The organism is Sulfuricurvum sp. (assembly GCF_028710345.1).
In the GTDB taxonomy this organism is placed as follows: Bacteria; Campylobacterota; Campylobacteria; order Campylobacterales; family Sulfurimonadaceae; genus Sulfuricurvum.
Genome location: NZ_JAQTUH010000001.1, coordinates 268,464 through 292,979, shown reverse-complemented (window position 1 = coordinate 292,979; position 24,516 = coordinate 268,464). Strand labels below are relative to the sequence as shown.

At 40.1% G+C, this 24,516-nt stretch carries 28 protein-coding genes; 18 read left to right on the top strand and 10 right to left on the bottom strand.

The annotated features are described in order from the left end of the window. Window positions 1–32 precede the first annotated feature (32 nt). The 4 genes from PHC76_RS01540 to der all read right to left on the bottom strand — a co-directional run bounded on the left by PHC76_RS01540 (window position 33) and on the right by der (window position 2,774). Window positions 33–242: a hypothetical protein gene (locus PHC76_RS01540; RefSeq protein ID WP_299970714.1), complete on the bottom strand. Its 210-nt coding sequence runs from the start codon at window positions 240–242 to the stop codon at window positions 33–35. Beyond that, window positions 239–520, bottom strand: a complete 282-nt coding sequence (locus PHC76_RS01535) for a BrnT family toxin (RefSeq protein ID WP_299970711.1) — start codon at window positions 518–520, stop codon at window positions 239–241. The genes PHC76_RS01540 and PHC76_RS01535 overlap by 4 nt, the downstream gene beginning before the upstream one ends. Before the next feature lie 134 nt (window positions 521–654). Next, window positions 655–1,026, bottom strand: coding sequence for a hypothetical protein (locus PHC76_RS01530; RefSeq protein WP_299970708.1), 372 nt, complete (start codon window positions 1,024–1,026; stop codon window positions 655–657). A 209-nt stretch (window positions 1,027–1,235) separates the two neighbouring features. Then, the gene (gene der, locus PHC76_RS01525; RefSeq protein ID WP_299970705.1) at window positions 1,236–2,774 is read right to left on the bottom strand and encodes a ribosome biogenesis GTPase Der; all 1,539 of its coding nucleotides are present in this window, start codon (window positions 2,772–2,774) and stop codon (window positions 1,236–1,238) included. Between the two features lie 145 nt (window positions 2,775–2,919). Between der and PHC76_RS01520 the strand changes: the two genes are divergently transcribed. The 9 genes from PHC76_RS01520 (at window position 2,920) to PHC76_RS01480 (ending at window position 8,574) form a co-directional block, all read left to right on the top strand. Further along, on the top strand, window positions 2,920–3,375 hold the full coding sequence (locus tag PHC76_RS01520) for a phosphoribosyltransferase (protein WP_299970702.1): 456 nt from the start codon (window positions 2,920–2,922) through the stop codon (window positions 3,373–3,375). A gap of 45 nt (window positions 3,376–3,420) precedes the next feature. Beyond that, window positions 3,421–4,578 (top strand): methionine adenosyltransferase, encoded by a 1,158-nt coding sequence (gene metK, locus PHC76_RS01515; protein WP_299970699.1) that lies wholly within the window; start codon window positions 3,421–3,423, stop codon window positions 4,576–4,578. A 145-nt stretch (window positions 4,579–4,723) separates the two neighbouring features. After that, a complete protein-coding gene (locus tag PHC76_RS01510; RefSeq protein WP_299970696.1) occupies window positions 4,724–5,008 on the top strand; it encodes a 4Fe-4S dicluster domain-containing protein in 285 nt (94 codons plus the stop codon). Window positions 5,009–5,139: 131 nt separating this feature from the next. Continuing rightward, complete coding sequence (gene ndk / locus PHC76_RS01505) at window positions 5,140–5,553, top strand: nucleoside-diphosphate kinase (RefSeq protein ID WP_299970693.1); 414 nt, start codon at window positions 5,140–5,142, stop codon at window positions 5,551–5,553. Beyond that, complete coding sequence (locus PHC76_RS01500) at window positions 5,554–5,928, top strand: hypothetical protein (protein ID WP_299970690.1); 375 nt, start codon at window positions 5,554–5,556, stop codon at window positions 5,926–5,928. A gap of 24 nt (window positions 5,929–5,952) precedes the next feature. Further along, on the top strand, window positions 5,953–6,102 hold the full coding sequence (gene rpmF / locus PHC76_RS01495; protein ID WP_299970687.1) for a 50S ribosomal protein L32: 150 nt from the start codon (window positions 5,953–5,955) through the stop codon (window positions 6,100–6,102). 3 nt (window positions 6,103–6,105) lie between these two features. Next, a complete protein-coding gene (gene plsX, locus PHC76_RS01490; RefSeq protein WP_299970684.1) occupies window positions 6,106–7,095 on the top strand; it encodes a phosphate acyltransferase PlsX in 990 nt (329 codons plus the stop codon). Window positions 7,096–7,119: 24 nt separating this feature from the next. Beyond that, window positions 7,120–8,112: a beta-ketoacyl-ACP synthase III gene (locus PHC76_RS01485; RefSeq protein WP_299970681.1), complete on the top strand. Its 993-nt coding sequence runs from the start codon at window positions 7,120–7,122 to the stop codon at window positions 8,110–8,112. A gap of 90 nt (window positions 8,113–8,202) precedes the next feature. Next, complete coding sequence (locus PHC76_RS01480; RefSeq protein WP_299970678.1) at window positions 8,203–8,574, top strand: HIT family protein; 372 nt, start codon at window positions 8,203–8,205, stop codon at window positions 8,572–8,574. Between the two features lie 12 nt (window positions 8,575–8,586). Here PHC76_RS01480 and PHC76_RS01475 read toward each other — a convergent pair whose 3' ends face one another. Beyond that, a complete protein-coding gene (locus tag PHC76_RS01475; protein WP_299970675.1) occupies window positions 8,587–10,212 on the bottom strand; it encodes a DEAD/DEAH box helicase in 1,626 nt (541 codons plus the stop codon). Window positions 10,213–10,596: 384 nt separating this feature from the next. On the opposite strand from PHC76_RS01475, the gene PHC76_RS01470 reads away from it, so the two are divergent. After that, window positions 10,597–10,800, top strand: a complete 204-nt coding sequence (locus tag PHC76_RS01470; RefSeq protein WP_299970672.1) for a hypothetical protein — start codon at window positions 10,597–10,599, stop codon at window positions 10,798–10,800. A 17-nt stretch (window positions 10,801–10,817) separates the two neighbouring features. Here PHC76_RS01470 and PHC76_RS01465 read toward each other — a convergent pair whose 3' ends face one another. Genes PHC76_RS01465 through hemB form a run of 3 tightly spaced genes read right to left on the bottom strand, consistent with a single transcriptional unit; the run spans window position 10,818 to window position 13,947 of the window. Continuing rightward, window positions 10,818–12,005 carry a multiheme c-type cytochrome gene (locus tag PHC76_RS01465; protein WP_299970669.1) on the bottom strand — a complete coding sequence of 396 codons (1,188 nt, stop codon included), beginning with the start codon at window positions 12,003–12,005 and terminating at the stop codon, window positions 10,818–10,820. Further along, window positions 12,006–12,935: an ornithine carbamoyltransferase gene (gene argF, locus PHC76_RS01460; protein ID WP_299970666.1), complete on the bottom strand. Its 930-nt coding sequence runs from the start codon at window positions 12,933–12,935 to the stop codon at window positions 12,006–12,008. It lies immediately after the preceding gene. Window positions 12,936–12,981: 46 nt separating this feature from the next. Beyond that, a complete protein-coding gene (hemB, locus tag PHC76_RS01455) occupies window positions 12,982–13,947 on the bottom strand; it encodes a porphobilinogen synthase (protein ID WP_299970663.1) in 966 nt (321 codons plus the stop codon). Window positions 13,948–14,022: 75 nt separating this feature from the next. Between hemB and ribA the strand changes: the two genes are divergently transcribed. The 5 genes from ribA (at window position 14,023) to PHC76_RS01430 (ending at window position 18,081) form a co-directional block, all read left to right on the top strand. Beyond that, window positions 14,023–14,610 carry a GTP cyclohydrolase II gene (ribA, locus tag PHC76_RS01450; RefSeq protein WP_299970660.1) on the top strand — a complete coding sequence of 196 codons (588 nt, stop codon included), beginning with the start codon at window positions 14,023–14,025 and terminating at the stop codon, window positions 14,608–14,610. Window positions 14,611–14,679: 69 nt separating this feature from the next. Continuing rightward, window positions 14,680–16,869: an ATP-binding protein gene (locus PHC76_RS01445; protein WP_299970658.1), complete on the top strand. Its 2,190-nt coding sequence runs from the start codon at window positions 14,680–14,682 to the stop codon at window positions 16,867–16,869. Between the two features lie 43 nt (window positions 16,870–16,912). Next, window positions 16,913–17,473, top strand: a complete 561-nt coding sequence (gene rsmG, locus PHC76_RS01440; RefSeq protein WP_299970655.1) for a 16S rRNA (guanine(527)-N(7))-methyltransferase RsmG — start codon at window positions 16,913–16,915, stop codon at window positions 17,471–17,473. A 3-nt stretch (window positions 17,474–17,476) separates the two neighbouring features. After that, entirely contained in the window at window positions 17,477–17,692 is a 216-nt protein-coding gene (locus PHC76_RS01435; RefSeq protein ID WP_299970652.1) for a PP0621 family protein, read from the top strand. Next, window positions 17,689–18,081, top strand: a complete 393-nt coding sequence (locus PHC76_RS01430; RefSeq protein WP_299970649.1) for a hypothetical protein — start codon at window positions 17,689–17,691, stop codon at window positions 18,079–18,081. Before PHC76_RS01435 ends, PHC76_RS01430 begins: the two co-directional genes overlap by 4 nt. On the opposite strand, the gene PHC76_RS01425 is transcribed toward PHC76_RS01430, so the two are convergent. After that, entirely contained in the window at window positions 18,078–19,091 is a 1,014-nt protein-coding gene (locus tag PHC76_RS01425) for an alanine racemase (RefSeq protein ID WP_299970646.1), read from the bottom strand. The two genes, PHC76_RS01430 and PHC76_RS01425, sit on opposite strands and share 4 nt — an antisense overlap. Before the next feature lie 27 nt (window positions 19,092–19,118). On the opposite strand from PHC76_RS01425, the gene PHC76_RS01420 reads away from it, so the two are divergent. Next, on the top strand, window positions 19,119–20,135 hold the full coding sequence (locus tag PHC76_RS01420; protein WP_299970643.1) for an agmatine/peptidylarginine deiminase: 1,017 nt from the start codon (window positions 19,119–19,121) through the stop codon (window positions 20,133–20,135). Window positions 20,136–20,192: 57 nt separating this feature from the next. After that, window positions 20,193–22,328, top strand: a complete 2,136-nt coding sequence (locus PHC76_RS01415; protein WP_299970641.1) for a TonB-dependent receptor — start codon at window positions 20,193–20,195, stop codon at window positions 22,326–22,328. An 81-nt stretch (window positions 22,329–22,409) separates the two neighbouring features. On the opposite strand, the gene PHC76_RS01410 is transcribed toward PHC76_RS01415, so the two are convergent. Next, window positions 22,410–23,603 (bottom strand): peptidoglycan DD-metalloendopeptidase family protein, encoded by a 1,194-nt coding sequence (locus PHC76_RS01410; RefSeq protein WP_299970638.1) that lies wholly within the window; start codon window positions 23,601–23,603, stop codon window positions 22,410–22,412. A 117-nt stretch (window positions 23,604–23,720) separates the two neighbouring features. Here PHC76_RS01410 and PHC76_RS01405 point away from each other — a divergent pair, with 117 nt between their 5' ends. Beyond that, window positions 23,721–24,515 (top strand): plasminogen-binding N-terminal domain-containing protein, encoded by a 795-nt coding sequence (locus PHC76_RS01405; RefSeq protein WP_299970635.1) that lies wholly within the window; start codon window positions 23,721–23,723, stop codon window positions 24,513–24,515. Window position 24,516: the final 1 nt, after the last annotated feature.

The following is a 24,516-nucleotide window of genomic DNA, read 5'->3' as shown; positions in this document are numbered from 1 at the left end:
TATCTTTGTCATACCCTATAAAACAAAGTAGCTTATGCCGATTGAACCATTTCGTGATTTTTGGCAAGAAGACGCATAAGAGTACGCAATGCTTCATTCACAGATTTAGAATCGGGAAATACTTTTGTTACATCTTCATCTATCTTAACGATATTGACACCTTGATGATACTCTGACGCATATTTACCGCGAACACCTTTGCTGAAATCATACTCGTCCAGCATATCAGGTTGTTTTTTCATTGCTGTTCCTCATAAAAAATTTGTTCATTTTTAGTAGCACTTCGTGCCGAAATAATCCGAATTGCTTCGTATCTTTCAACATGGACAACAACTAAAGTATTGAGATACTCGGATTTCCCGATGATAATCAATCTATTTTCATCATCAGAGTGCAAAGGATCTTCGATTGTAATAGCAAGCCAATCCCCAAAAACCGTACTTGCTTCTTCGAACGAGACACCATGCTTTTTCAGATTAGAAATTGCTTTTTTATCATCCCATTCAAATTTCAAGCCCATCCCTAGCCCCTTTGCTGATGAGATTATTGTAGCACAATTTATATCAATGAAATCTTCCCCGTCATACCCAATAGGATATGTCAAAGGATAAATTCATGGTTTGACATGCTCACTACTACAAAGAATAAATCAAATTATTTTGACCATATAAATAGTTTTTTACGTGCTTGATTAATCTCATTATTCTCTATTCCATGATTTTTTTCATATACATATAAAACAAGAAAAATTACTAATGCGAATAAATGGGCTACTAATCCAAAAAGTGACCATAAAATATATTTTTGATTCAATTGTTTGGATATAACATAAAGCCAAATTGCAATCACAAAATGATGTAGATAGTTTATTATAATACTAGCACTTGCATATCCCCAAACTACCAATGATGATGTATCATTAGTAGATTTAATATGCGCTCCGATTATAAAATCAAAAACTAAAGCAACTAATAGTATTGGTACATACCAATAAATTAATTTTTCAATTTCTTTTCGCAAGTTCATATTTATACTCGTTATTTTTTTGTTTGAATAAATTGTAGCATAATCAATATGAATTTTATTTTTTTAGAAGCTGGATTCCCGCCTTCGCGGGAATGACGAAGAAAATACCCGTTCGTGGTGAGCTTGTCGAACCATGAACATCTATGTGAATATTCACCCTTCGACAAGCTCAGGGCGAATGGGGAAACATCAAAGCAAAGAAGTGAAACTTACCACATCGAACGTTTTTTATGCGGTTGCGGTTTTCTGCTTGCATTTTTTGCTTTCGCTTTAAAAAGTACCGGAGTCCCCTCAAAATCGAACTGTTCTCGTAACTGATTCGTCAAATATCGGCGATAACTGAAATGCAACCCTTGTGGCTTGTTCATGATGAGTGCAATACGCGGTGGGCGGATATCGTACTGCGTCGCGAAATAGAGACGGATGTTCATACCGTTGATACTTGGCAAGATATGTTTACGCATCGCCGCTTGAATCACCTCATTGAGCTTACTGGTTGAGATACGTTGTGAATAGTTCTCATTGATTTTGAGCAACATCTCGAAAATCTTATGTACCCGTTGTTTGCTTTGTGCTGAGATGGTGATGATTGGTGCGTAGCTGAGAAATTTAAAGCGATCCCGTACTTCGGCGATAATTTTCTCATAATCCTCTTTGGGAGCCATATCCCATTTGTTGAGAACGATTAAACATGCAAGACGATTTTTATCAACAAACCCCGCAATCTTCTCATCCAAATCCATAAACGGTTGTGAGGCATCAAGGACGAGGAGTGCGATATCGGCATTTTCCAACATCTCTTCGGTGCGCATCAGGGCATATTTTTCAATCCCTAAAATTTTACCCCGTTTACGAATCCCCGCCGTATCGATAAAGGTAATCTCTTTTCCTTCATGCTCGATGGTCTCATCGATAGGATCGATGGTCGTCCCCGCAACCGAACTCACAACAGAGCGATCTTCTCCCAAAAGAGCATTTAGAAGCGAACTTTTCCCGACGTTGACGCGACCGATAATCGCTACTTTCATCTTATCGATATCACCAGGTTCATACTCTTTGACAATTCCGCGATACACCTCTTCGAGGACTTCGATTGAAGTATCCTCTTCCTCGTCATCCTCTTCAGGGATAAAGAATCCATCGTCATTATCTTCGTCGTCAAACTCATCATCGTCTGCTGATGCACTCATAGCAGCATCAAAACCATCCATCTCATCGGCTTCCTCATCCAACTCATCCTCTTCAGTTTTCACGATTGCAGAGTCTGGAAGTTTTGATGCAACCCAATTGAGGAGCGGTAAAAGGGAGCGGTTATGGGCAACCGATATACCAAATATATGGTCGGTTCCAAACTCATAATATTCCCACAACTTCTCTTGCATCTTATCATTATCGATTTTATTGACGACCAACGCAACCGCTTTTCCCATCGATTCGAGTTCATAAAAGAGTTTTTTATCGTCCTCTTCAGGCAAACTTTTCCCATCCACCATATAGAGGATGATATCGGCTTCGTACGCTGCTTTTAATGATTTTTCTTTGATACGGTCAAAGAGTTCACATCCTTCGTCCAGTCCACCTGTATCGAGAATTTCAACTTGTTTATCGACAACTACAGCGATACGTTTTTTGACATCACGCGTTGTACCCGCTTGTTCAGAGGTAATTGCGTCACGCTGTTTCAGTAAACGGTTAAACAAAGAACTTTTGCCGACGTTTGGTTTACCGATTATGGCTAATTTATACATATTTTTCCTTATACGTCATCGGAATCGAATCCCGATTGACTACGCTAACGCTTAGTTTACTTCGGCAGTAAGCCCAAATACAATGTTATTTCGTAAATTTTAATGCTTTATTGTAGCGTAAATGGACTTAGGGTATGATTTTAGGATGATATACTATGACTTTGAACGCTTTAAAAACGATATTCCGAACCTTGGAACACTTTGTGAACCTTTCAGACCTGATACGATTGTTGCCGTCGCGCGCGGAGGAATGACATTAGCCCACGCTTTGTGTATGCATTTGGATGTACGGAATCTTCAAAGCATCCGATGTGAAAGTTACGACGATATGGAACAACGAAACGATATAACGATTATAGGTAACTCTACTTTTGCAACTTCCAAACGGATTTTAATAGTTGATGACATTGTCGATAGCGGCAAAACACTTTATGCCCTTTTACCGCTATTACAGCAACACAATCCCGAAGTTGTTTTTAAGACGGCTTCTCTTTTTACCAAATCAACCGCACTGATTCAACCCGATTTTTCCTTACACGAAGCTACCGATTGGATTGATTTTTTTTGGGAAAGAGATTTTTTAAAATCTGATTCGCTATAATCCGCATTAACCACAAAAAAATCAATACTTCCTTCAAGGATTTTTATGCCTAAAGAATACATTTTCACCTCTGAATCGGTCACCGAGGGTCATCCTGATAAAATGGCAGATCAGATTAGTGATGCGATTTTAGATTACATTATCGAGCACGATACCAAAGCACGTGTCGCGTGTGAAACACTCGTGTCAAACGGATTTTGCGTTATCGCCGGTGAGCTTAAAACTACGGCATACGCCCCTATGCAAGAGATTGCCCGCCAAGTTGTTCGTGAAATCGGGTATACCGATGCAACCTACGGTTTTGATTACCGCTCATGTGCTGTCCTTAACGGTATCGGTGAACAATCTCCCGATATTAACCAAGGGGTTGACCAAGCGAGCGGTGATATCGGAGCAGGTGACCAAGGGTTGATGTTTGGATATGCGTGTCGTGAAACCGATGTCCTTATGCCATTACCTATTTATCTCTCTCACCGTCTTGCAGAGCGTTTAGCCCAAGTACGCAAAGAGGGGATTATCCCCTATCTCCGTCCCGATGGTAAAACCCAAGTGAGTATTAAATACGTCGATGATAAACCGGTCTCAGTTGAAACAGTTGTCGTCTCAACCCAACATGCCCCTGAAATCTCTCAAGAGAAACTGCATGCTGATGTCATTAAAGAGGTTATTGAATACGTTATCCCTGCTGATTTACGCTCATCCAATATCATCTATCACATCAACCCGACAGGAAAATTCGTTATCGGTGGTCCTCAAGGGGATGCCGGTCTAACAGGGCGTAAAATCATCGTCGATACCTACGGCGGAGCATGTCCTCACGGTGGTGGAGCATTCAGCGGAAAAGATCCGACCAAAGTAGACCGCTCAGCTGCCTATGCAGCACGTTACGTTGCCAAAAACCTTGTAGCATCCGGTGCGTGTGAGCGGGCAACTATCCAAGTCTCGTATGCTATCGGTGTTGTTCAGCCTATCTCTATTATGGTAAACACCCACGGAACCGCTGTGGTCGCAGAAGATAAAATCGAGAGTTGTGTCAAAGAACTTTTCGATCTTACCCCACGCGGTATTATCGAAGGGCTTGATTTATTACGCCCAATTTACCGTAAAACAGCCGCTTATGGCCATTTTGGTCGTGAATTACCTGAGTTTACTTGGGAAAAAACTGATAAAGCAGAGGCTATCAAAGCCTATTTGAACCTCTAAAATCTTCCGTGTACACCACGGAATGAGAATTGCATAGGATAAAGTCGTAACACCTTCTTCTATAAACACCATAATTTTTTCCCCTTTTAGCTACCTTTAAAATTCTTCTGTTATAGTTTCCTATATTTATAATTTAGGAGAACCTATGGCAGTAGTTATTAACGACACCTGTATTAACTGTGGCGCTTGTATCGATGAGTGTCCAGTAGAAGCGATCGTAGACGAGGATGATAACCCAACGGGTGAAGAGACTTACTACGTTTATGGTGATAAATGTGTTGAATGTGTTGGTCACCATGATGTTCCTGCGTGTGCAACTGCATGTCCTACAGAGGGTTGTATCACTTGGGATGAAGTGGGTGAAAGTCCAGCTCACCGTGATGATATCAGTGCTGAAATGCGCTCATCCAAAGCAAACGTCGTCGATTAATTTCACAAATTTTTGGAGGATTTCTCCTCCAAATTTCCTCTTATTTACATTTCCTCTTCTCTTTAATATTACTTAAATTATTATTTCGATATAATTCCACTCTATTTTTTACACACAAAACAGGAGCATTGATGGAACAAACATTGTCAATCATCAAGCCTGACGCCGTAGCAAAAGGTGTCATTGGAAAAATTTTGGATCGTTTTGAGACTGCTGGTCTTAAAATCGCCGCTACTAAAAAAGTACAACTCAGCCGTCAAGACGCTGAAGCGTTCTATGCAGTACACGCAGCTCGCCCTTTCTTCAACGATCTTGTTGATTTCATGGTTAGCGGTCCAGTTGTTATCACTGTTCTTGAGGGCGAAAACGCTGTCCTTAAAAACCGTGATTTGATGGGTGCTACTAACCCTAAAGAAGCTGCAGCGGGTACAATTCGTGCAGATTTCGCAGAAAATATCGATGCAAATGCGGTTCATGGAAGCGATTCTGCTGAAAATGCTGCAATTGAAATCGCATTTTTCTTTTCAGGTCGCGAGATCTCTTAAGTGAATCTCATTCCGTTTAAACACTTAAACTCTATCCCCTTAGAGTTTGAAGTTAAAGTAGATAATGCACTTTTTACAGGGACAATTGTTCTCAAAAAGTATAATATTGCCCAATTAAACGGTACAATATCAGGAACCATTATAATTCCTTGTGACATATGTGCTGAAATGGTGGAACGAAACCTTGACGAAGAGGTCTCTTTTTATCTTTCGGATGGTATTATCACAACCAACGAGGAAGAACTTGATATCGTTGAGATAACAAGCGCAATGATTAATATGGAAGAGCTTTTCACTTCTGAAATTGAACTTCTAAAAAGTGACTATTTTTGCTGTAGCCAATGTGAAGGCAAAACATTAGATCAAGAATTTTAAAACACAAAAGAAAGGACTATAACAATGGCAGTACCTAAAAGAAGAGTGAGTCACACTCGCTCCGCAAAACGCAGAACTCACTATAAAGTTTCTCTTGCTCGTCCTGTAAAAGACAAAGACGGCACGTATAAATTGTCTCATTTTGCTAACCCAGTTACCGGTGAGTATAAATAATCGATGATCAAAATTGCAATTGATGCAATGGGAGGGGACTTTGGTCCCGAACCGATTGTTAAAGGAACCATTGAAGCTCTAAAAGAGAGAGAGTTTGAAGCAATTTTGGTTGGCAAAAGAGATGAGATTTTATCTTTGCTACCCAAGGGCTATAAAGATAAGATTTCGATTATTGATGCAGATGACGTCATCGATATGGGTGATGCCGCAACCGACGCGCTGAAGCGCCAAGAGAGTTCTATCTATAAAGCAGTAGAACTAGTCCGTAATGGTGAAGCAGATGGTGTTGTCAGTGCCGGACACAGCGGTGCGACAATGACACTTGCAACGTTGCGTTTAGGACGACTTAAAAACGTTTTACGCCCAGCTCTTGTTACCTCCATGCCTACTAAAAGCGGTAAACGCAGTATATTAATGGATGCGGGTGCAAACGTTGATTGTAAAGCTGAACACCTTTTCCAATTTGGGATTATGGGTTATTATTATGCGCAAGATATGCTCAAAATTCCAGCGCCTCGCGTAGGACTACTTGCCAATGGTGAAGAAGATTCTAAGGGAAATGAAGTGACCAAAGAGACCTTCAAACTACTCGAAGGGCAACGAGGGTTTATCGGTAATGTTGAAGGGAACAATATTTTTGACGGTTCTTGTGATGTCATTATTTGTGATGGATTTATCGGAAATTTGGTGCTCAAAGCCTCTGAAGGTGTAGCATCTACTATTAGCTTTTTTATCAAAGAGTACATCCGTAAATCACCGATTGCTATTACGGGTGCTTTACTGATGCGGAAAGTATTTCATCTTCTCAAAAAAGAGATTGATTATGCTGAAATTGGCGGTGCTCCTTTGGTCGGAATCAAAGGGTGCGCTATCGTCAGTCACGGGAAAAGCAACCCTAAAGCAATTAAAAATGCTATTTTTCAAGCCATTCGCTATGTTGATACCGGTGTAAATATACATATTGAGAATCGTCTCGAAGAACTAAAAAACTAAAAATTCGGCACACAAAGGCGAATCATGTATGCAGCGTTCCGTTCTATAGGCTCTTATGTCCCCTCTAAAATACTCTCTAATGCTGATTTAGAAAAAATGGTCGATACCAGTGATGAGTGGATTTTCAAGCGCACAGGGATAAAAGAGCGCCGTATCGCTGCAATAGATGAAACCACTAGTGATATGGGTGTTAATGCCGCCAAACAAGCAATTGAGCGTTCAGGAATCAACCCGAGTGATATCGATATGGTTGTTTGTGCCACCATTTCACCTGATTACTTTTGTATGCCCTCAACCGCAGCTATCATTGCTACCAAACTTGGACTTGAAAAAGTAACTGCCTTTGATTTATCGGCTGCCTGTACCGGATTTGTCTATGCACTCGGTGTTGCTAAAGCATTTATCGAATCGGGGATGAAAAAAAATGTTCTCATCATTGGTGCTGAAAAGCTTAGCGCCATTACTGATTACACTGATCGCGGAACCTGTATCTTGTTTGGTGATGGTGCCGGTGCTGCACTCATAAGTGCTACTACTGATAAGTCAGAAGCTATTATCGATATTCATACCGGTTCAGATGGTTCCTATGCTGATCTTCTCATGTCACCTAACGGTGGAAGCGGTTCCGTTCACGATGATTTGGAAGCTTCTGCGTGTTTTATGAAAATGAAAGGGAATGAAACCTTTAAAGTTGCGGTTCGTACCCTCACCAGCGATGTTGTTGCTATATTAGAAGAGAATAAAATTGATGCATCAGCCGTTAAACATTTTGTTCCGCATCAAGCAAATTATCGTATTATCAAAGCTGTAGGAGATGCTCTTAACATGAAAGAAGAACAAGTTGTTCTCACCGTTGAGAAATACGGTAACACCTCAGGAGCTTCCATTCCGATGGCAATCAATGATATCTATGAATCAGGTCGCTTGCAAAATGGCGAATTGATGCTTCTCGATGCATTTGGCGGCGGATTAACATGGGGCAGTGCCCTCGTTCCTTTTGCAGGTAAAGGAATTTAGTTCGTCATGCCGTACTTGATACGGTATCCATCTTTTTTAATTAAACTTCTGGATTCCCAATCAAGTTGGGAATGACAAACAAGGTCATCCATGATTTACTCAAACTCTCTTATTTACATCGAACTTCACGAATCACAAATCCCTTGGCTCAAAATCTTTACTCATACACCCCACAAAGAGTTCTCAGAGTGTAGTGCTGAAGAAAAAAAAGCGATATGGGATGCCCTAGACATTATCGAAAAAGAGATGATTGCCTATTTTAATCCTGCTAAAATCAATATCGCTTCCTTTGGTAATATGCTTCCACGTGTCCATTGGCATATTATGGCACGCTTTGAAAACGATGAGTATTTTCCTGAACCGATGTGGGGGATAAAACAAAGAGAGGGATTTAATTTAGAGGTATCAATGGAGCCGTTTATAGAAAAGATTAAAGAAAGTCTAGCGAAGAATTTCGGCTAAGCCGAAATCTTATTAACTACGTGAGCGGTTTTGTCCGCTGAAACTGCGTGAACGATCGCCTCGTTCTCCACCGCCACTGCGCTCTCCACCACCGCTATTACGGTCATTATTTCCACGGTATCCACCGCCTGAAGAACTACGCTCACCACCACCGTTACGGTCGTTATTACCACGGTATCCACCGCCTCCGCCGCTACGATTGTTATTACCACGGTATCCGCCACCGCGACGGTTACCACCGCCACCGTGTCCACCACGGCTCTCAAGATTATGGAGAATTTTTTCCATACGTTCTGCTGAGATACCGATTTGATTTGGTCCTTGGACAGTATTACGTTCCATCAATAAAGAGATCAATTTATAGGCAATTTGATCTTGATCGAAATCTTCTTTCAATGCATCGAGAACTTTATGCGCTTCATCATACACGTGTTGTTTTTCAATTTCAGCCAAAAGACGGTTAACTTGAGAGTTTTTAACGTCCATTTTGCTTGGAATATAAGCGTGCTCCATCGTCGTACCCACTTTTGAGCGGATACGTTGAAGTTCTTTGAACTCCAACGGAGTAACCAAAGTAATCGCAACACCTTTATGACCTGCACGTCCTGTACGTCCGATACGGTGAACATAACTTTCAGGATCAAATGGGATATGGTAGTTAAATACATGGGTAATCCCATCGATATGCAATCCACGAGCGGCAACGTCAGTAGCAATCAATACATCAAATGCATCCGATTTTACCCCTTTGATAACACTTTCACGTTGACGTTGTTCCATATCACCATGAAGACCTTTTGCAGAATATCCAGCAGCCGATAGAACGTTTGAGAGGCGATCTACCTCTTTTTTGGTACGACAAAATACGACCGTTTTTTGAGCATCTTCAGCATCCATCAAACGGATAATTGCATCATCACGCTCAGACTCTTCGATTACGTAATATTGTTGCGTAATATCGGTATTGGTCGTCTCTGATTTGGTAATAGAAGCAAAAAATGGGTTCACCAAAATACGCTCTGCAAGATTTTTAATCGGCTGAGGCATTGTAGCTGAGAACAATAATGTTTGACGCTCAGTCGGAAGATAGGTGAAAATTTCGTTAATATCATCCAAAAAGCCCATATCAAGCATCTCATCTGCTTCATCCAAAATAACGGTTGAAGGGGCAAAACCTTTAAGCATATCACGACTCAACATATCGAGCAAACGTCCTGGAGTAGCGATAATAACCTGTGCACCGCGATCAATAAGATCAAGCTGACGATTGTATGAGCTTCCTCCATAAATGGTTACAGTTCGTGCACCCAAATGTTTTCCGTATTTAAACATCTCATCGCTTACTTGATTAGCAAGTTCACGTGTAGGGGTGATAATAAGGATTTCGATCCCACCCTTCATGTTCATTTTATTCAATGATGGCAAACCGAATGCTGCTGTTTTACCTGTACCGGTATGGGCTTGACCTACAACGTCACGTCCCTCCATAATAACCGGTATAACCATTTGTTGGATTGGACTCGGTGTTTTAAATCCAGCAAAATCAATACTTTGCATAATCTCTTTACGAAGACCGAAATCGGCAAAGGTTGCACTATTTGTGTCGGCTACGACTACTTCTGTTTCTACGTTATTCATATTTCTACCTTTTTTATAAACGCCACCCGCGCAAAATAAGGAATCCGTTTTTCACATAGTTATGTAAAAATATTTCCTAAAAAGCCCATGTTGCTATGCGTGCGAGCGTGACGTGATGTTAAGCCCTCGTGGGCAATAAATTTTCGAAAGAGTAATCTCTCTACCATGGAAGGTACCTTAGTAAAGTTTTAGATTTTTTAAAGCTTTACGAAGGCACCCAAAAATTTCGAGCGAATTATAGCTTAGTAAAGCATAATTACTCCTGATAAGCTAAGAGTAATAAAAGATAAAGTGAATCTTTAGTTTCAAATTGTTTATATTTCGTCACATATTTTTAACTTTCAATGATTATACTTGCAAAATTATTACCAAGGAGTATGAGTTATGTATAATGTAAAAATCGAAAAAGAGTGTGGATGTTTTAAACGCAGCGGAATGGCATCCGTCAAAACATTTGAAAACAAAGATGATGCACTCATCGAAGCAAATGGATGGGCTGAAGAGATGAATGAAACTTTCTGTCGTAAACACAATTTTATTGTAGTCGAAGAGGGGAATGATCTACTGATTAAAGTAGAGATGAATTAAGGGATAAACCCCTTAATTTAAAGTTTGATGGTTACTTTTTGAATCACCATTTTTTTCGACCAAATCGGATCTGTAAGCTCTAGCAATCCTCTCACTTCATCATTAACCAATCGATACGAAACCACAACCACAACTTGATTGCTATTAGGGGCCAATGGAAGGATAAATGATTTAGAACCCTGTGCCGGTATCGATACGCTTTCAACTGTTTTATCCGCTAAATGAGGGACTGTCGGTGTACCACGTTTACTTAAAAATTTAGAGGTTAACGAAAGAACTTCACTTTTAACAAGTTGAGAATTATTCATATAGTTAGCTTCAATCAAAATTTCTCGTGATCCAAAACCATTTGGAAGTGCATGTGGCTGAGAATTATTCAATGTCACTTCCAAACCTTTAGAGGTTTTACGTCCACTTACACTCAATGCGCCCTGCCACATACTCTCAGTGTGTGCGCCCACAAATCCATGGGTTCGAATTTGACGTTTTTTCTGATCACCTTTTGAATCACGTAAGGTTGCGGCTACTCCCTCTTTGCGAGGGCTCATATGGCAATCGACGCACGTTTTAGCACCACTTTTAAAATCAGCTTTCATATTGATAAAACGATGCCCTTCCTCAGAGGTATCGTTTGCATGACAAACAAAACAAAGCTGATTAGGGTTGGTATCCATAAAGTCGCGATGTTCAACTTGATGATACGGCGATTTAGCATCATCAAATGGACCGCTCATTACCCCTGATTTCATCCAAGTTACACGATTCATCCCCCGCTCACTATCTGGTAACCCATCGTGAATTTGATCGATGTTATGACATACTACGCAATTTATCCCTTCAGCAATAGTATCACTGCCTAGTGCTTTATCAACTTTTGTGTTACCGGCCGCATTAATCGAAGCAAGTGCTTCATACTCCGCACTTGTTTTTGTTACTGAGATACGAGGATTATGACACGTTGCACATTCAACTTTGAGAGTACCTACCGATTTATGAGTTTTACGAGACATATAGTCGATTGTTTTTTGAAAGTACTCATCATTACCATAATGAGATTTACTGTGCCACGACGTATCCCATTGATTGACAATATGATTATGACACGCTCGGCATTTATCCGAATTTTTGTATTTATCACCAACTGCCACTACTTCAGCAGCATTTATCCACACACCAAGTAAACTTATTATCAGTAACCAACGCATTTATACCCCTTTTCGATGTTTATCTAGCCAAACCATTAACCCTTTTTGTCCATGAAGACGATTTTCAGCCTCTTGGAAAATAACACTTTGCGCTCCTTCTAAAACACTCTCACTCACCTCTACTTCACGGTATGCCGGCAAACAATGTAAAAATATAGCATACGGATCAGCTATTGCCATCAAAGAATCATCCACGATGTATCCTGAAAAATCACGAAGTCGCTGAGCTTTTTCTTCCTCTTGTCCCATGGATATCCATGTATCGGTAGTCACTACCGTTGCACCTTGTACTGCAATTTTCGGATCATTGGTAAAGATGAGTTTTGCACCGCTCACTTGGGCAAACTGCATTGCCTCTGCCACAATCACAGGATCGCATTCGTACCCTTTCGGGGTTGCGACTCGAAGTTCAAAACCTAGCTTACTCGCTAGCATCAACCATGAATGGGTCATATTATTTCCATCTCCGATATAGGCTACTATCGGATGTATATGACGACCGCACTCTACCATTGTCATATAATCGGCAATTAACTGTACGGGATGATAACTATCACTCAGTCCATTAATAACGGGTACTTGGGAGTAAGTAGAGAACTCTTCGAGTTTTGAGTGCTCATAGGTACGGATCATTACCATATCACACATGGAGGAGATCACACGCGCCGTATCTTTTACAGGCTCACCCCGCCCTAAATGGATATCACGGTTAGAGAGAAATAAGGCATGTCCTCCCAACTGAAACATCCCCGTCTCAAAACTGACACGAGTACGTGTTGAGCTTTTTTCAAAAATCATAGCTAAAGTCTGACCCGCTAAATAAGGGTGAGGGGTCCGAGCTTTTTGCTCTTGCTTAATCGCTAACGCCAAATCGACAATCTCAAGGATCTCTTCTTTGGTGTAATCTTTTAATGTTAAAAAGTGTCTCACATCATTCCTTCGATACAAAAAACAATCATATCATAAAAATATTTTATTAATTTAAAAGTCGCGCTACTTCTTTAGCATGATAACTAATAATGATATCTGCACCTGCACGTTTGAAACCAATCATCGTCTCCATCATAACACGATTGTAATCAATCAAACCTGCCGCACCGGCATGTTTGAGCATCGCATATTCACCACTAACATTGTAAACGGCTAAAGGTAGATTTGATGCTTCTCGAATATCACGGATAATATCAAGATACGCCAATGCCGGCTTCACCATTAATATATCTGCCCCCTGAGCCTCATCGGCCAAACTTTCACGTAAAGCTTCGCGTCGATTTGCAGGATCCATTTGGTAGGTAGAGCGATCACCGAAACTCGGAACCGATTCAGCTACATCACGAAACGGTCCATAGTATCCACTTGCAAACTTGGTCGAATAACTCATAATAGGGAGATTTTCATACCCTCCCCCATCAAGTGCATCACGCAATGTTGTAATAATACCGTCCATCATCCCTGATGGGGCAATCATATCTACACCTGCCCTAGCATGGACAAGAGCTTGCTGTGCTGAAATTCCAAGAGTCAAATCATTATCCACTGTTTCATGAACATGATCTAAAATACCGCAATGACCATGATCGGTATATTCACAAAAACACAAATCCGTCACGACAAACATTTTCGGATACGCATGTTTAATAGCACGAACGGCTGTTGCAATAATTCCGTGGTCACACAATGCATCGCTCCCAACCGAATCTTTAACTTCCGGAATACCAAATAAAATAATCGAATAAAGTCCTAAGGATTGGAGAAGTTCACACTCTTTCAAAATCTCATCGAGAGACATTTGATAGACACCCGGCATCGAAGAGACCTCTGTTTTAATCCCCTCTCCCGGTCTCACAAATAGTGGATAAATAAAATCATTCACACCAACATGGGTTTCACGCACCAAAGAACGTAGATGTGTATTTAAACGTGTACGACGAAAGCGATCCATAAAATGTGCTCCAAAATAAAATGTTATGCAAGTGTAGCGCGTGTTAGATTAAGAAAAGCGAATTATAATTTCCACATGAAGAATCACATAACCTTTGAAAAATCATCCATTGCCAACCTCCCTAGCAAATACGGTCACTTTAAAATACGTGCCTATAAAGAAGGATGTCAAGAACATCTAGCTATCTTTACAGAAAATTTTAACACTGTAGAAGCCCCCCTTGTCCGTATCCATTCACAATGTTTAACAGGAGACACTTTCGGCAGTATTAAATGCGACTGCAATAATCAACTTCATAAAGCACTCAAGCTGATTGCTGATCAAGGAGGATTGATTATTTATCATGCTCAAGAGGGGCGAAATATCGGTTTATTGAACAAGCTCAATGCCTATGCATTGCAAGATCTAGGACGTAATACCATAGAGGCTAATGTAGAACTTGGTTTTGCACCCGATCAACGTACTTACGATGTTGTACGGGAAGTATTTAACGATTTCGGACTCAAAAAAATTCGTCTTCTGACCAATAATCCCGCGAAAGTTCTCGTAGTCGAAGATTTGGATGTCGAGATTGTAGAGCGAATCCCTGTTGTTATTGACCCGAACCCTTATAATGAAGGATATCTTAGAACCAAAAAAGAGTGTATGGGACATATCATCTAGTAATTTATAACATTTCTTTTACTTTTTTAAGGTAGAATCAACACTTGCAAAAAGCAAACTGAGGAAATTATGCGTTTACTATTAATACTTTTTACTTTTTCTTTCTCTCTTTTCGCTCTAAGCGACAACTACAAAGTTGTTTTAGAACGTTTTAATTCTAAACGTGACGCACGACAAGCATATGAAACTTATCAAAATAATCCCACCAGTGCTGTCTCACAATACGCCCATACCAAAGAGTTTATTATTCAATATCGAAAATCTGGTGATGGGTACATTATTGCTGCTGAACCTTTTAACAAACGGGAAGATGCCGAGCTTTTCCTCCAAACAGTTCATAAAAACCATCCCAAAGCAACCGTTAGTCGTGGCGTAGCGGATGACTACCTCTTTTTATTGGCACAGCATAACAAAGAACTTACACAGCAGCCTACTAAAGTTCAACCATCCAACAAAAACCATCCTGCTGCTTTGACTATCGCATCAACCCTTACCCCTGAAAAAATTCCTGCTGTTTCCCACGGACATTCAACAACGATTCCCCTATCTATTTGGATCTTATTGGGAAGTATAGTTAGCCTAGGGGCCGGATGGATTGGTTGGAGAGAAAAAACATTTCGGCATCTTCAGAGTGAATATACACAACTTCGTGAGAAAAAAGAGGCATTACAACAATCAATCCAAGCTAAAAATGATTTTATCGCTATGATGAGTCATGAAGTTCGCGCCCCTATCAATGCAATCACCGGCATAAGTCATCTAGTTTTAGAATCACGTCTTACAGTAACGCAACGAACCCAAATTACCAAACTCAAAGACTCAGCACATGTACTACTTAGTCTTATTAATGATATTTTGGATCACTCTAAAATTGAAGCGGGCAAAGTCAGTATTGAGCAAATACCTTTTGATCTCAATACACTCCTCGATGATATATCTAATATTGTTGCTCATAAAGCGCAAGAAAAAGGGATTGAAGTCATTTTTGATATTGATCAAAGTGTCCCTCATAAACTGATTGGTGATCCATTAAGACTATTACAAGTACTGGTAAATTTACTCAATAATGCCGTTAAATTTACCGAACAAGGCTCAGTCATCTTGCGTGCACGGGGACAACAAATCTCACGTGTCAATCTAAAAATTAATTTTGAGGTTATTGATACCGGTATTGGTATTGATGAGCATGAGGTAAAAAATTTATTTACCCCTTATACCCAAGCCGATGATACAATCTCACGAAAATATGGTGGCAGTGGACTAGGGCTCTCCATTTGTAAAAATCTTGTATCACTCATGGGGGGAAGTATTTACGTTCACAGCATCCTTGGAAAAGGGAGCACTTTCTCATTTGACATCAAACTTCATTCTGATTTTGAGTATGAGAAACGACGCTATCGCCTTCCAAGCACCGATTTGATGAACAAAAATGCCCTGATAGTTGATCCTAATCCTGATAATATTTCTGTTCTTCAGCGTGGGCTGGAATACTACCATTATGAAGTCAAAACACTCCCTGATGCGAGTGAACTATTAGCGTCCATGAAATATTATTCTATTGATATTCTCTTTCTTGATTCTAAAATAACCCTAAATCCAGTCATAAAAAAAGAGCTACAAGAGCAAATTAAAAATGATACCCTTAAACTCGTATGGATCGGAGAAGATACTAAAAAACAGCGCGAATTTGTCCTCCAAAAGCCGTATAATCAACAAGCCTTATTTAAAATTATTTTATCAGTATACGGGTATGCGACCAATGAAGAAAAACATCTTGATAATACCAAAAAACTCAAAGAGGGATTAAAACGTTTCGCAGGTCGTTCCTTACTACTCGCGGAAGACAATGAGATCAACCGTTCTATTATCTCTGGCTTACTCTCAGGTACATCTATCAATATTATCACCGCAAAAACAGGAAAAGAGGCAGTTGAAATTGTGGAAATGAACCCTGATATTTGCGTTATATTAATGGATATTCAAATGCCGATTATGGATGGATATGAAGCGGCGCAAATTATCCGAAAAGAACCTGAAAAAGATTTCATACCCATTATTGCTATTACCGGCAATACACTAGAAGGTGAAATTGAAAAAATTTCGCAAGCCGGTATGAATGGGCACATAGCCAAACCTATTGACGTTAATGTTTTTTATACCACCCTCTATCACGCATTTGAAAAATCAAGAAATCAGATTAAAAAGCCGATTACACCATTCGCCTCCCCTAAAGAAACTTTAGATACAATAACCGTCTAATTTATACAATACGGGACGGTTTTTTTTGAGCACACTTGCTAACATGCTTTCTTCTCAAAATATTTCGGTAGTAGAAACTTTTTTACCGCAAGTTCTCCGCTACAGAGAGCTACTACTGCAATGGAATAAAGTACACAATCTCACCGGTGCTAAAACTTCTGCCCAAATCGATGAATTTATTATCGATGCGGTTCAACCAATCACTTTTTTACCTCCTATTACCAAAGCGATGGATATAGGTTCCGGTGCCGGATTTCCAGGGATGATTTTAGCGCTTGCATTGCCTCAAACCCATTTTACCCTTGTCGAACCCCTTTCAAAACGTGCTAGCTTTCTCCAATTTGTCAAAGCAAATTTGGGGCTTAAAAACGTTGATGTAAAAGCCTTGCGCGTCGAGAACCTCCCTCATGAGCCTTACGATTTTATCACTTCACGTGCCGTAACCGACACCAAAATGCTTTTAAAACTCTCTGAGCCGTTTCGGACTACCGGAACTCTTTTACTTTTTTACAAAGGGGAAAAGGTGTATGATGAAGTGGATGAGTCGTTAAACTATAAAATCATCGAAAAACAGAATCGTCACTATCTTTTAATCGAGTCGTAAATTATGTTGAAATTTTTACTTTTTATTGCCCTTATTACTACCGTCTATTATATGTTTTTTGCAAAAACAAAATCTATATCCTCACCAAAAAATGACGCTTCCACAGATGAAGCGATGATACCCTGTACACAATGTGGGACTTATGTTCAAACCAAGGAGGCATTAATGCGTAGCGGAAAATGTTACTGTTCAGTCGAATGTCTCAAGGATGCTTCATGATATTGTTTGGTCATCCACTCATCCCCTCAGAGCAGTTTTACCATATCAGCTCTATCGATGCAATACTCAAAACCCCTTCAAACTCTATCATTGCCCTTCTCTTTGAAGAGCAAAATATCGATATTATTACCCACCTACGTGATAATAAAATCCGTTTTGCACTCTATATCAGTTCAGAATTAGAAGCAGTATTAGGAGAAAATTTAGGTGCCACCTACCTAATTGTCACCACAAAAAATGGTTCTGAGATTCAGCGTATTGCCGAACACTATCTTTTTGATGCGAAAATACTCGGATATTGTGAAGAGATGGACGATTTAGAAACTCTCATCGAAATGCGCCTCGATGGAGCAATATTTGGGGATGCACTTGTAAAAATAACGACCTAAATCCATTCCCTCTTTAAATCTTTATCCAAACACGCCAATATCTCATACCCGATAGTACCGACCACTTTAGCATAATCGTTGGCATTGTCAAAAATAAGCAATTCATCTTTATCGCTCGAAAAAATTGCATTATCCATCGAAATACGCCCTCGCAACGCAATCCCCTCAGGAGTGCTATATCGATTCGATGCCAAACGATCTAAACCGTTAGCATACCCCAAATCATAGGTCGATACTACCTCATCCTCTAATGCCTCGTAAATACCGTTATAACCAACCCTCTCCCCTTTTTTGAGGATACGTGTAGCTACTCGATTACCCCACAATGAAAGGACGCTCTTAAGATTAGGTTGTGGAAGGGTTCTCTCCATTTCCAAACATCCATAAAGGGCAATACCGGCACGTACCATATCATCACTACAGCTAGAAGAGCGGAATATCCCCCCCGAATTGGAGAGGTGAAAACGGAGTTTCCACCCATATTTTTCTCCCAATTTTAATACTTTATCTTTTACATCATCAAAATTTCGTCGTTGCCAAAACCATTCACTGCTCAGAGTATCCGAAGCTCGTAAATGGCTCATTACACCGATACAGTTTAAACCTCTCTCGCTCATTTGCAAAAAAGCCTCTTCAATCTCCCCAAGTGCCACACCGTTACGGTGCATCCCTGTATCGAGTTTCAGCTCAACTCGACACCCTTTTGGAAAATGCTCTATCTCTTCAAGAGAATTGATAACGTAGCTAAAATTGGCTTTTGGAGTGTGTGGCTGGTCCCCTAAAATAAGGATATTTTCGAAAAATTCACTAATCTCATCTGCTTCACGCTCCAACCGCACTACCGCTTGATTTATGCCGTAATTCGATACCGCTTCAGCAATCATAATTGCCCCATGCCCATAGGCATTATCTTTTAAAACCACCGCAATTTTATCTTTTCCACCGACTTGATGTGCGATAATGTCAATATTATGTTCTAATGCCTCACGGCTCAATTTAATAGTTCCCATAAGGGTATTATATTCCAAGGATAATTAATGCGTTATTTCCCCGCCGAATTTGAACCTCAAAGTTTCGTTCAACTCATCTTCCCCCATCCCCAAAGCGACTGGGTACCCTATCTCGAAGAGGCACGTCACTGTTTTGTTAACATTGCCAATGCGGTAGCGCAATACCAACCGTGTCTTATTATCTGCGATGATGTTGATTTTGTCAAAACATATTTTGAACCCAATGAAAATTTAATCTTTATCCCCTACCAAACCAATGACACATGGGCACGCGATTGCAGTGTTCTCAGTGTTATCGATGAAGAAGAGGGTGAGCCGCTACTGCTCGATTTTACCTTTACCGGATGGGGCGGGAAATTTGATGCCTCGCGTGATAATGCCATGAGCAGTGCAATTGGAAACGTGTATGGCGAATCGATGGAGAAAATCGATCTTATTTTGGAAGGTGGCGGGGTAGAAACCAACGCTAACGGCTCACTCCTCACCACAGCAGAGTGTCTGCTTAATCCAAACCGTAACCCCCATTTATCCAAAACTCAAACCGAAGCCATTCTAAAAAAAGAGTTTGGGGTGGAGCAGATATTGTGGCTCAACCACGGTTATTTAGCCGGTGATGATACTGATAGCCATATCGATACCCTTGCCCGCTTTATCGAGTCCGATACGATTATGTACGTCAAATGTGACAATCAAATAGATGAGCATTACGATGCCCTCAAAAAAATGGAGGAGGAGCTAAAAGCACTTCGTGATGTTGAGGGCGAACCGTTTAACCTCATTGCCCTGCCAATGACTAATCCGATTTTTTATGATGAAGAACGCCTCCCTGCAACCTATGCTAACTTTCTCATTATTAATGATGCTGTCTTGTTACCGATTTATAATGATTCACATGATGCAGAAGCTATCGCCATATGTGAAAAAGCATTTAGGGGACGCGATATCATCCCTATCGATTGTTCAGTCCTCATTCGTCAACACGGTTCACTTCACTGCGTAACGATGCAATTTCCCGAAGAAGTGGGTTTACATCTTCCGTCTTAACACTAATGTAACACTTTTTTTCTATAATAAAATGGTAAATAGTCTTTAAGGAAAAACATGAAAAAAATTACCCTCCTTTCGCTTGCCGCGATTGCTGCACTTGCCAGTGATTCGGTAACGATTCAAAAAATTACGGTTGATGCCGTTGCACCTCAAGCGGATTTGAGTGCTAAAGAGATTTCAACATCCAAATCCACAAAAATGACAGGAGATACAGCCGCAACCTTAGCCGATATTCCTGGTGTCAGTATTTACAATATGGGTAGCAGTGCCTCATTACCAGCTATTCACGGGATGGCAGATGATCGTGTCAAAATCGATATCGACGGTATGACCATCACATCAGCATGTCCAAACCATATGAATCCGGCACTTTCGTATATCGATACCTCAAAAATCGAATCAATCGAAGTAATGGCAGGGATAACTCCTGTTAGTGCAGGCGGTGATAGTATCGGTGGAACCATTATGGTCAAATCCAAAGATCCGATTTTCGCTCAAAATAATGGCGAAGTTCTCATCAGTGGCGATGTATCAGCTTTTTATCGTAGCAATAATCAAGCACGAGGAGCTTCTGTAAGTGCAACTGCCGCAAATAATAAAATCAGTGTAAACTATTCAGGATACGCTGAACAAGCTGATGATTATAAAAATGGAAAGGGTGTACTCGTCAAAGACACTCTTTATAAACAAGAAAACCATTCTGCAACCATCGCCTATAAAATTGACCCAGATGATGTCATAGCATTGAAAATAGCTCAAAGCAATGTTGATTATATTGGTTTTCCAAACGAATACATGGATATGCTTAGCAATAAATCGACTTCAGGTAATCTAAGCTATAAAGGGAAAGTGGGTGCTTTATTAATCGATGCGAATGCATTTCGACAAGATACTGATCACTATATGAATAAAATTCTTTCGGAACACTCTGGAAATATGCCTATGAATACTGAAGCCCAAGAAAGTGGCCTCAATATTAAAGCAACTATGCCTTTAAGCTCTACTCAAACCATTAAATTTGGTGCTGACTATGATCGATACCGCCTTGATGATTATTGGCCAGCGGCTGGTGGTATGATGGCTGGAATGAATCCCAATACCTTTTGGAATATAAATAATGGAAAACGGGATCGATTAGGAGTATTTGCAGAAGCCAATTCTCAATGGAGTGAACAACTCTCTTCTATTCTCGGTGTACGTTTTGATCGAATCAGTATGGATACAGATAATGTAGTGGGATATAATGACGGAACAGGTATGTATGCAATGGGTGCAAACGATCCAGTAAATGCAGCTTACTTTAATGCACTTGAACACAAAAAGACTGATAGCAATTATGATGTAACAGCTACAACAAAATATGAATACAGCACGTCTACCGATATAGAACTCGGCTTTGCGCGAAAAACACGTTCACCCAATATGTATGAACGCTATGCATGGGCAGGAAGTAAACCTGGTATCACACTTACCAATCCAATGCTAATGGATATGCGTATGATCAACTGGTTTGGTGATGGAAATGGATACGTCGGGAATCTTGATTTAAAACCTGAAGTAGCTAATACTATTAGTACAACCATTTCTTTTCATGACAGCGCAGACAAAGAATGGGGGCTAAAACTAACCCCTTACTACACCAAAGTAAGTGATTATGTTGATATTAAACTTCTTACATCGACTGGTTCAGGTGTCACGAAACGTAGTTATTTTCAATTCGTAAATACCGATGCACACTTGTTTGGTACTGATCTTTCAGGATACACAACATTATGGGATAACAGCAACAATGGAAAAGGAACCCTTAAAGGAAACCTTAGCTATACACGAGGTTTTCGTGATAATGGTGGATCACTTTACCACATGATGCCACTCCATGCTAAAGTTTCACTGGATCGTGTTTCCGGTGCATGGAACAATGGAATTGACATCGAAAGCGTAGCAAAAAAAGATTCAGTTGATACCCTTCGCAATGAGCCGATGACCCCAGGATATGCAGTGGTTGATCTCCGTACTGGTTATGCTTGGACTAAAGAGCTAAATATGGATTTATCGGTTACTAACTTATTTAATCAAGCATATGCTCTTCCACTCGGCGGAGTCGATTTAGTTAATAACGGAACAAACTACACCACCCCTTTACAAGGTATTGGACGCTCATTTAATATCGCTATGAGTTACAAATTCTAATCTCTTCCCCCTCTTGGGGAATCCTTATGTTTCGTCAAAATTTCAGGATTCTCTTTCCCGATTTCATCGGGAGTTTCTCCCTTAAAATGCTTTTACCCTAAACGTATCTTTATCGACATAATAGATATTTTGGAAATCAACAAAAGGGACTTTTTTCGGTTTTGTTCTCAATTTTTCATTAAAAACACTATCCAATTTGGAACGAATAGCTGCAAATACCTTTTGCTCTTTACCGCTAAACCCTTCGGTGGTTTTCTTCATAACGCCTAGAGGATTAATAGCTGTACTTCCATCATACATTCCAAAATGGAGATGTGGCCCTGAAGAGAGACCTGAAGAACCTACATAACCGATTACTTCACCTTGTTTAACACTACTGCCATTGTGAATACCACTGCAAAACGATTTTTGATGGGCATACAAACTAACCAAACCATTAGAATGGCGAATTTTAATTGTTTTTCCATATCCGTTATAGGATCCTTCGAAACAAACACGGCCATCTCCCGTTGCCAAAATCGGTGTCCCTGGGCGAGCTCCAAAGTCAACCCCCAAATGGGCACGATAACGATGCAGTATTGGGTGGTAACGACTTTTGGAAAAATTCGAAGTGATTCGGGGATTTTTGATCGGAATTTTAAATAGTAATTTCTCGATTTGTGCCCCTTTAGCATCGTAAAAATGTCCATCATTGTGCTTATACAAAGCATATTTTACCCCACCGATTTCTACCATAGCCCCTGCTACCTCAGGCATCGAAAACGGTTTAGAGAGTCTGTATTTTTGTTCGTATACAATCACTATTGGGTCACCGGGTTTAACATTTTTTTTAAAATCAACCCGCCCTTTAAATATTTTTACAAACTTTGATGCCAATTTTGCCGATCCGGATGCCTTTAAAATCGCATCATAAGGAACCGTACTGATTTCGGTATACAAAATCTCTTTATAGGTTTCACTAATAATCGGAATCACATCCATAGCATAACGTTTCTTGGGGGTTAAATAGATATGAAGTTGCAACTCATCATTAACAGGGATTAAAATTTGATCCATAGTATGTTTTGAGCTGACAAGCATTTGGCAGTTAGCGGTATAGGGGATATCTTCGGTGAGTTTTTTATCATCGTTATCAAGATTATAAAAAAGTGAGAGAGGGAGCTTTTTACGCTCTAAAAACGTAAGAAAACTCTCTCCGTTATTCCATTTAAAAAGTTCTACGTGGGATGCAAAGAGGAAAATGGGGAACAATAAAAGTAAAACTATTCGACCCATTATTATCCTTGAAAACTATTTTTTTGCAAAAAGAGTCTTAAATGATAGCAAAAAATCTGTTTACAAAGAGACTATAAGCTATAATCCACCATATTTTCTCAAATAAAGGTTACCCATATGCGCATTTGGTTTTTATTACTTCTAGCCCTAGTGACGCTTGAAGCTTCCTCGATTTCAACACCGTTACTGGATGTACAAGGAGATCACGGAACTATTGAATCAGCAGAACTAAAAGTAGGTATGAGCGGTTTTGTCGTGCGTCATTTCGATACAACTCATAGTGCTATTATTGCAAATGCACGTGTAACACAAACAACACCTCCTTCCAATCGTGCCCTTATAATATTTTCAGAGTATGACGGGATTCGGCAAAACTCCCTTCCAAATGGTAAATGGAGTCCAAAAGCTCAAGATGAAGTGATTATAGCCTCTGATTATGGGCGCGGCCTTTTGATCGCACCCAATGATGATACTTACAATGCAGTGAGTAAAAGTATCCCCAATATCGAATGGACTCATCCCGATTTATACGCAACGTACCTTTCCCATGAAGGACATCCTACTCCACTTGTCTCCGATTTTCACCGTTTTTGCAGTGCTGGATCAGTAGGGCTACTCTATATTCAAACTACTGAGACCCTCTTTACTCTCGATTGCAAAAACTTTTCTCTCCTTCAAACTCTCTCTTCTAACTCTATCGGCAAAGAATCAAAAACCCCTTTTTATTCACGAGTCCCTACAATACGTTCAGCGTGGTGGGGAGAGGGAAGTTCTAAACTCGAATCGTATGAGCCTTATTATCTCGAACAAATTGCTTTAAATAACCCAAAAAATAAAGAATTATATGAACTCTACAAAGCAAAATTTGGCGAAAAAAGTGCACTATTACGCCATTTTGATTTTAAGGAGTAAA

Coding starts and splice junctions, on each gene's coding strand:
- PHC76_RS01435 (WP_299970652.1), top strand. CDS start 17,477: ATGTTGAAATTTTTACTTTTTATTGCCCTTATTACTACCGTCTATTAT.
- PHC76_RS01470 (WP_299970672.1), top strand. CDS start 10,597: ATGTATAATGTAAAAATCGAAAAAGAGTGTGGATGTTTTAAACGCAGC.
- ribA (WP_299970660.1), top strand. CDS start 14,023: ATGAAGAATCACATAACCTTTGAAAAATCATCCATTGCCAACCTCCCT.
- PHC76_RS01415 (WP_299970641.1), top strand. CDS start 20,193: ATGAAAAAAATTACCCTCCTTTCGCTTGCCGCGATTGCTGCACTTGCC.
- PHC76_RS01425 (WP_299970646.1), bottom strand. CDS start 19,091: ATGGGAACTATTAAATTGAGCCGTGAGGCATTAGAACATAATATTGAC.
- PHC76_RS01480 (WP_299970678.1), top strand. CDS start 8,203: ATGATTTACTCAAACTCTCTTATTTACATCGAACTTCACGAATCACAA.
- PHC76_RS01410 (WP_299970638.1), bottom strand. CDS start 23,603: ATGGGTCGAATAGTTTTACTTTTATTGTTCCCCATTTTCCTCTTTGCA.
- PHC76_RS01485 (WP_299970681.1), top strand. CDS start 7,120: ATGTATGCAGCGTTCCGTTCTATAGGCTCTTATGTCCCCTCTAAAATA.
- PHC76_RS01520 (WP_299970702.1), top strand. CDS start 2,920: ATGATATACTATGACTTTGAACGCTTTAAAAACGATATTCCGAACCTT.
- rpmF (WP_299970687.1), top strand. CDS start 5,953: ATGGCAGTACCTAAAAGAAGAGTGAGTCACACTCGCTCCGCAAAACGC.
- metK (WP_299970699.1), top strand. CDS start 3,421: ATGCCTAAAGAATACATTTTCACCTCTGAATCGGTCACCGAGGGTCAT.
- PHC76_RS01420 (WP_299970643.1), top strand. CDS start 19,119: ATGCGTTATTTCCCCGCCGAATTTGAACCTCAAAGTTTCGTTCAACTC.
- PHC76_RS01445 (WP_299970658.1), top strand. CDS start 14,680: ATGCGTTTACTATTAATACTTTTTACTTTTTCTTTCTCTCTTTTCGCT.
- PHC76_RS01540 (WP_299970714.1), bottom strand. CDS start 242: ATGAAAAAACAACCTGATATGCTGGACGAGTATGATTTCAGCAAAGGT.
- PHC76_RS01475 (WP_299970675.1), bottom strand. CDS start 10,212: ATGAATAACGTAGAAACAGAAGTAGTCGTAGCCGACACAAATAGTGCA.
- PHC76_RS01430 (WP_299970649.1), top strand. CDS start 17,689: ATGATATTGTTTGGTCATCCACTCATCCCCTCAGAGCAGTTTTACCAT.
- hemB (WP_299970663.1), bottom strand. CDS start 13,947: ATGGATCGCTTTCGTCGTACACGTTTAAATACACATCTACGTTCTTTG.
- plsX (WP_299970684.1), top strand. CDS start 6,106: ATGATCAAAATTGCAATTGATGCAATGGGAGGGGACTTTGGTCCCGAA.
- PHC76_RS01405 (WP_299970635.1), top strand. CDS start 23,721: ATGCGCATTTGGTTTTTATTACTTCTAGCCCTAGTGACGCTTGAAGCT.
- PHC76_RS01465 (WP_299970669.1), bottom strand. CDS start 12,005: ATGCGTTGGTTACTGATAATAAGTTTACTTGGTGTGTGGATAAATGCT.
- PHC76_RS01535 (WP_299970711.1), bottom strand. CDS start 520: ATGGGCTTGAAATTTGAATGGGATGATAAAAAAGCAATTTCTAATCTG.
- PHC76_RS01530 (WP_299970708.1), bottom strand. CDS start 1,026: ATGAACTTGCGAAAAGAAATTGAAAAATTAATTTATTGGTATGTACCA.
- ndk (WP_299970693.1), top strand. CDS start 5,140: ATGGAACAAACATTGTCAATCATCAAGCCTGACGCCGTAGCAAAAGGT.
- rsmG (WP_299970655.1), top strand. CDS start 16,913: ATGCTTTCTTCTCAAAATATTTCGGTAGTAGAAACTTTTTTACCGCAA.
- der (WP_299970705.1), bottom strand. CDS start 2,774: ATGTATAAATTAGCCATAATCGGTAAACCAAACGTCGGCAAAAGTTCT.
- PHC76_RS01510 (WP_299970696.1), top strand. CDS start 4,724: ATGGCAGTAGTTATTAACGACACCTGTATTAACTGTGGCGCTTGTATC.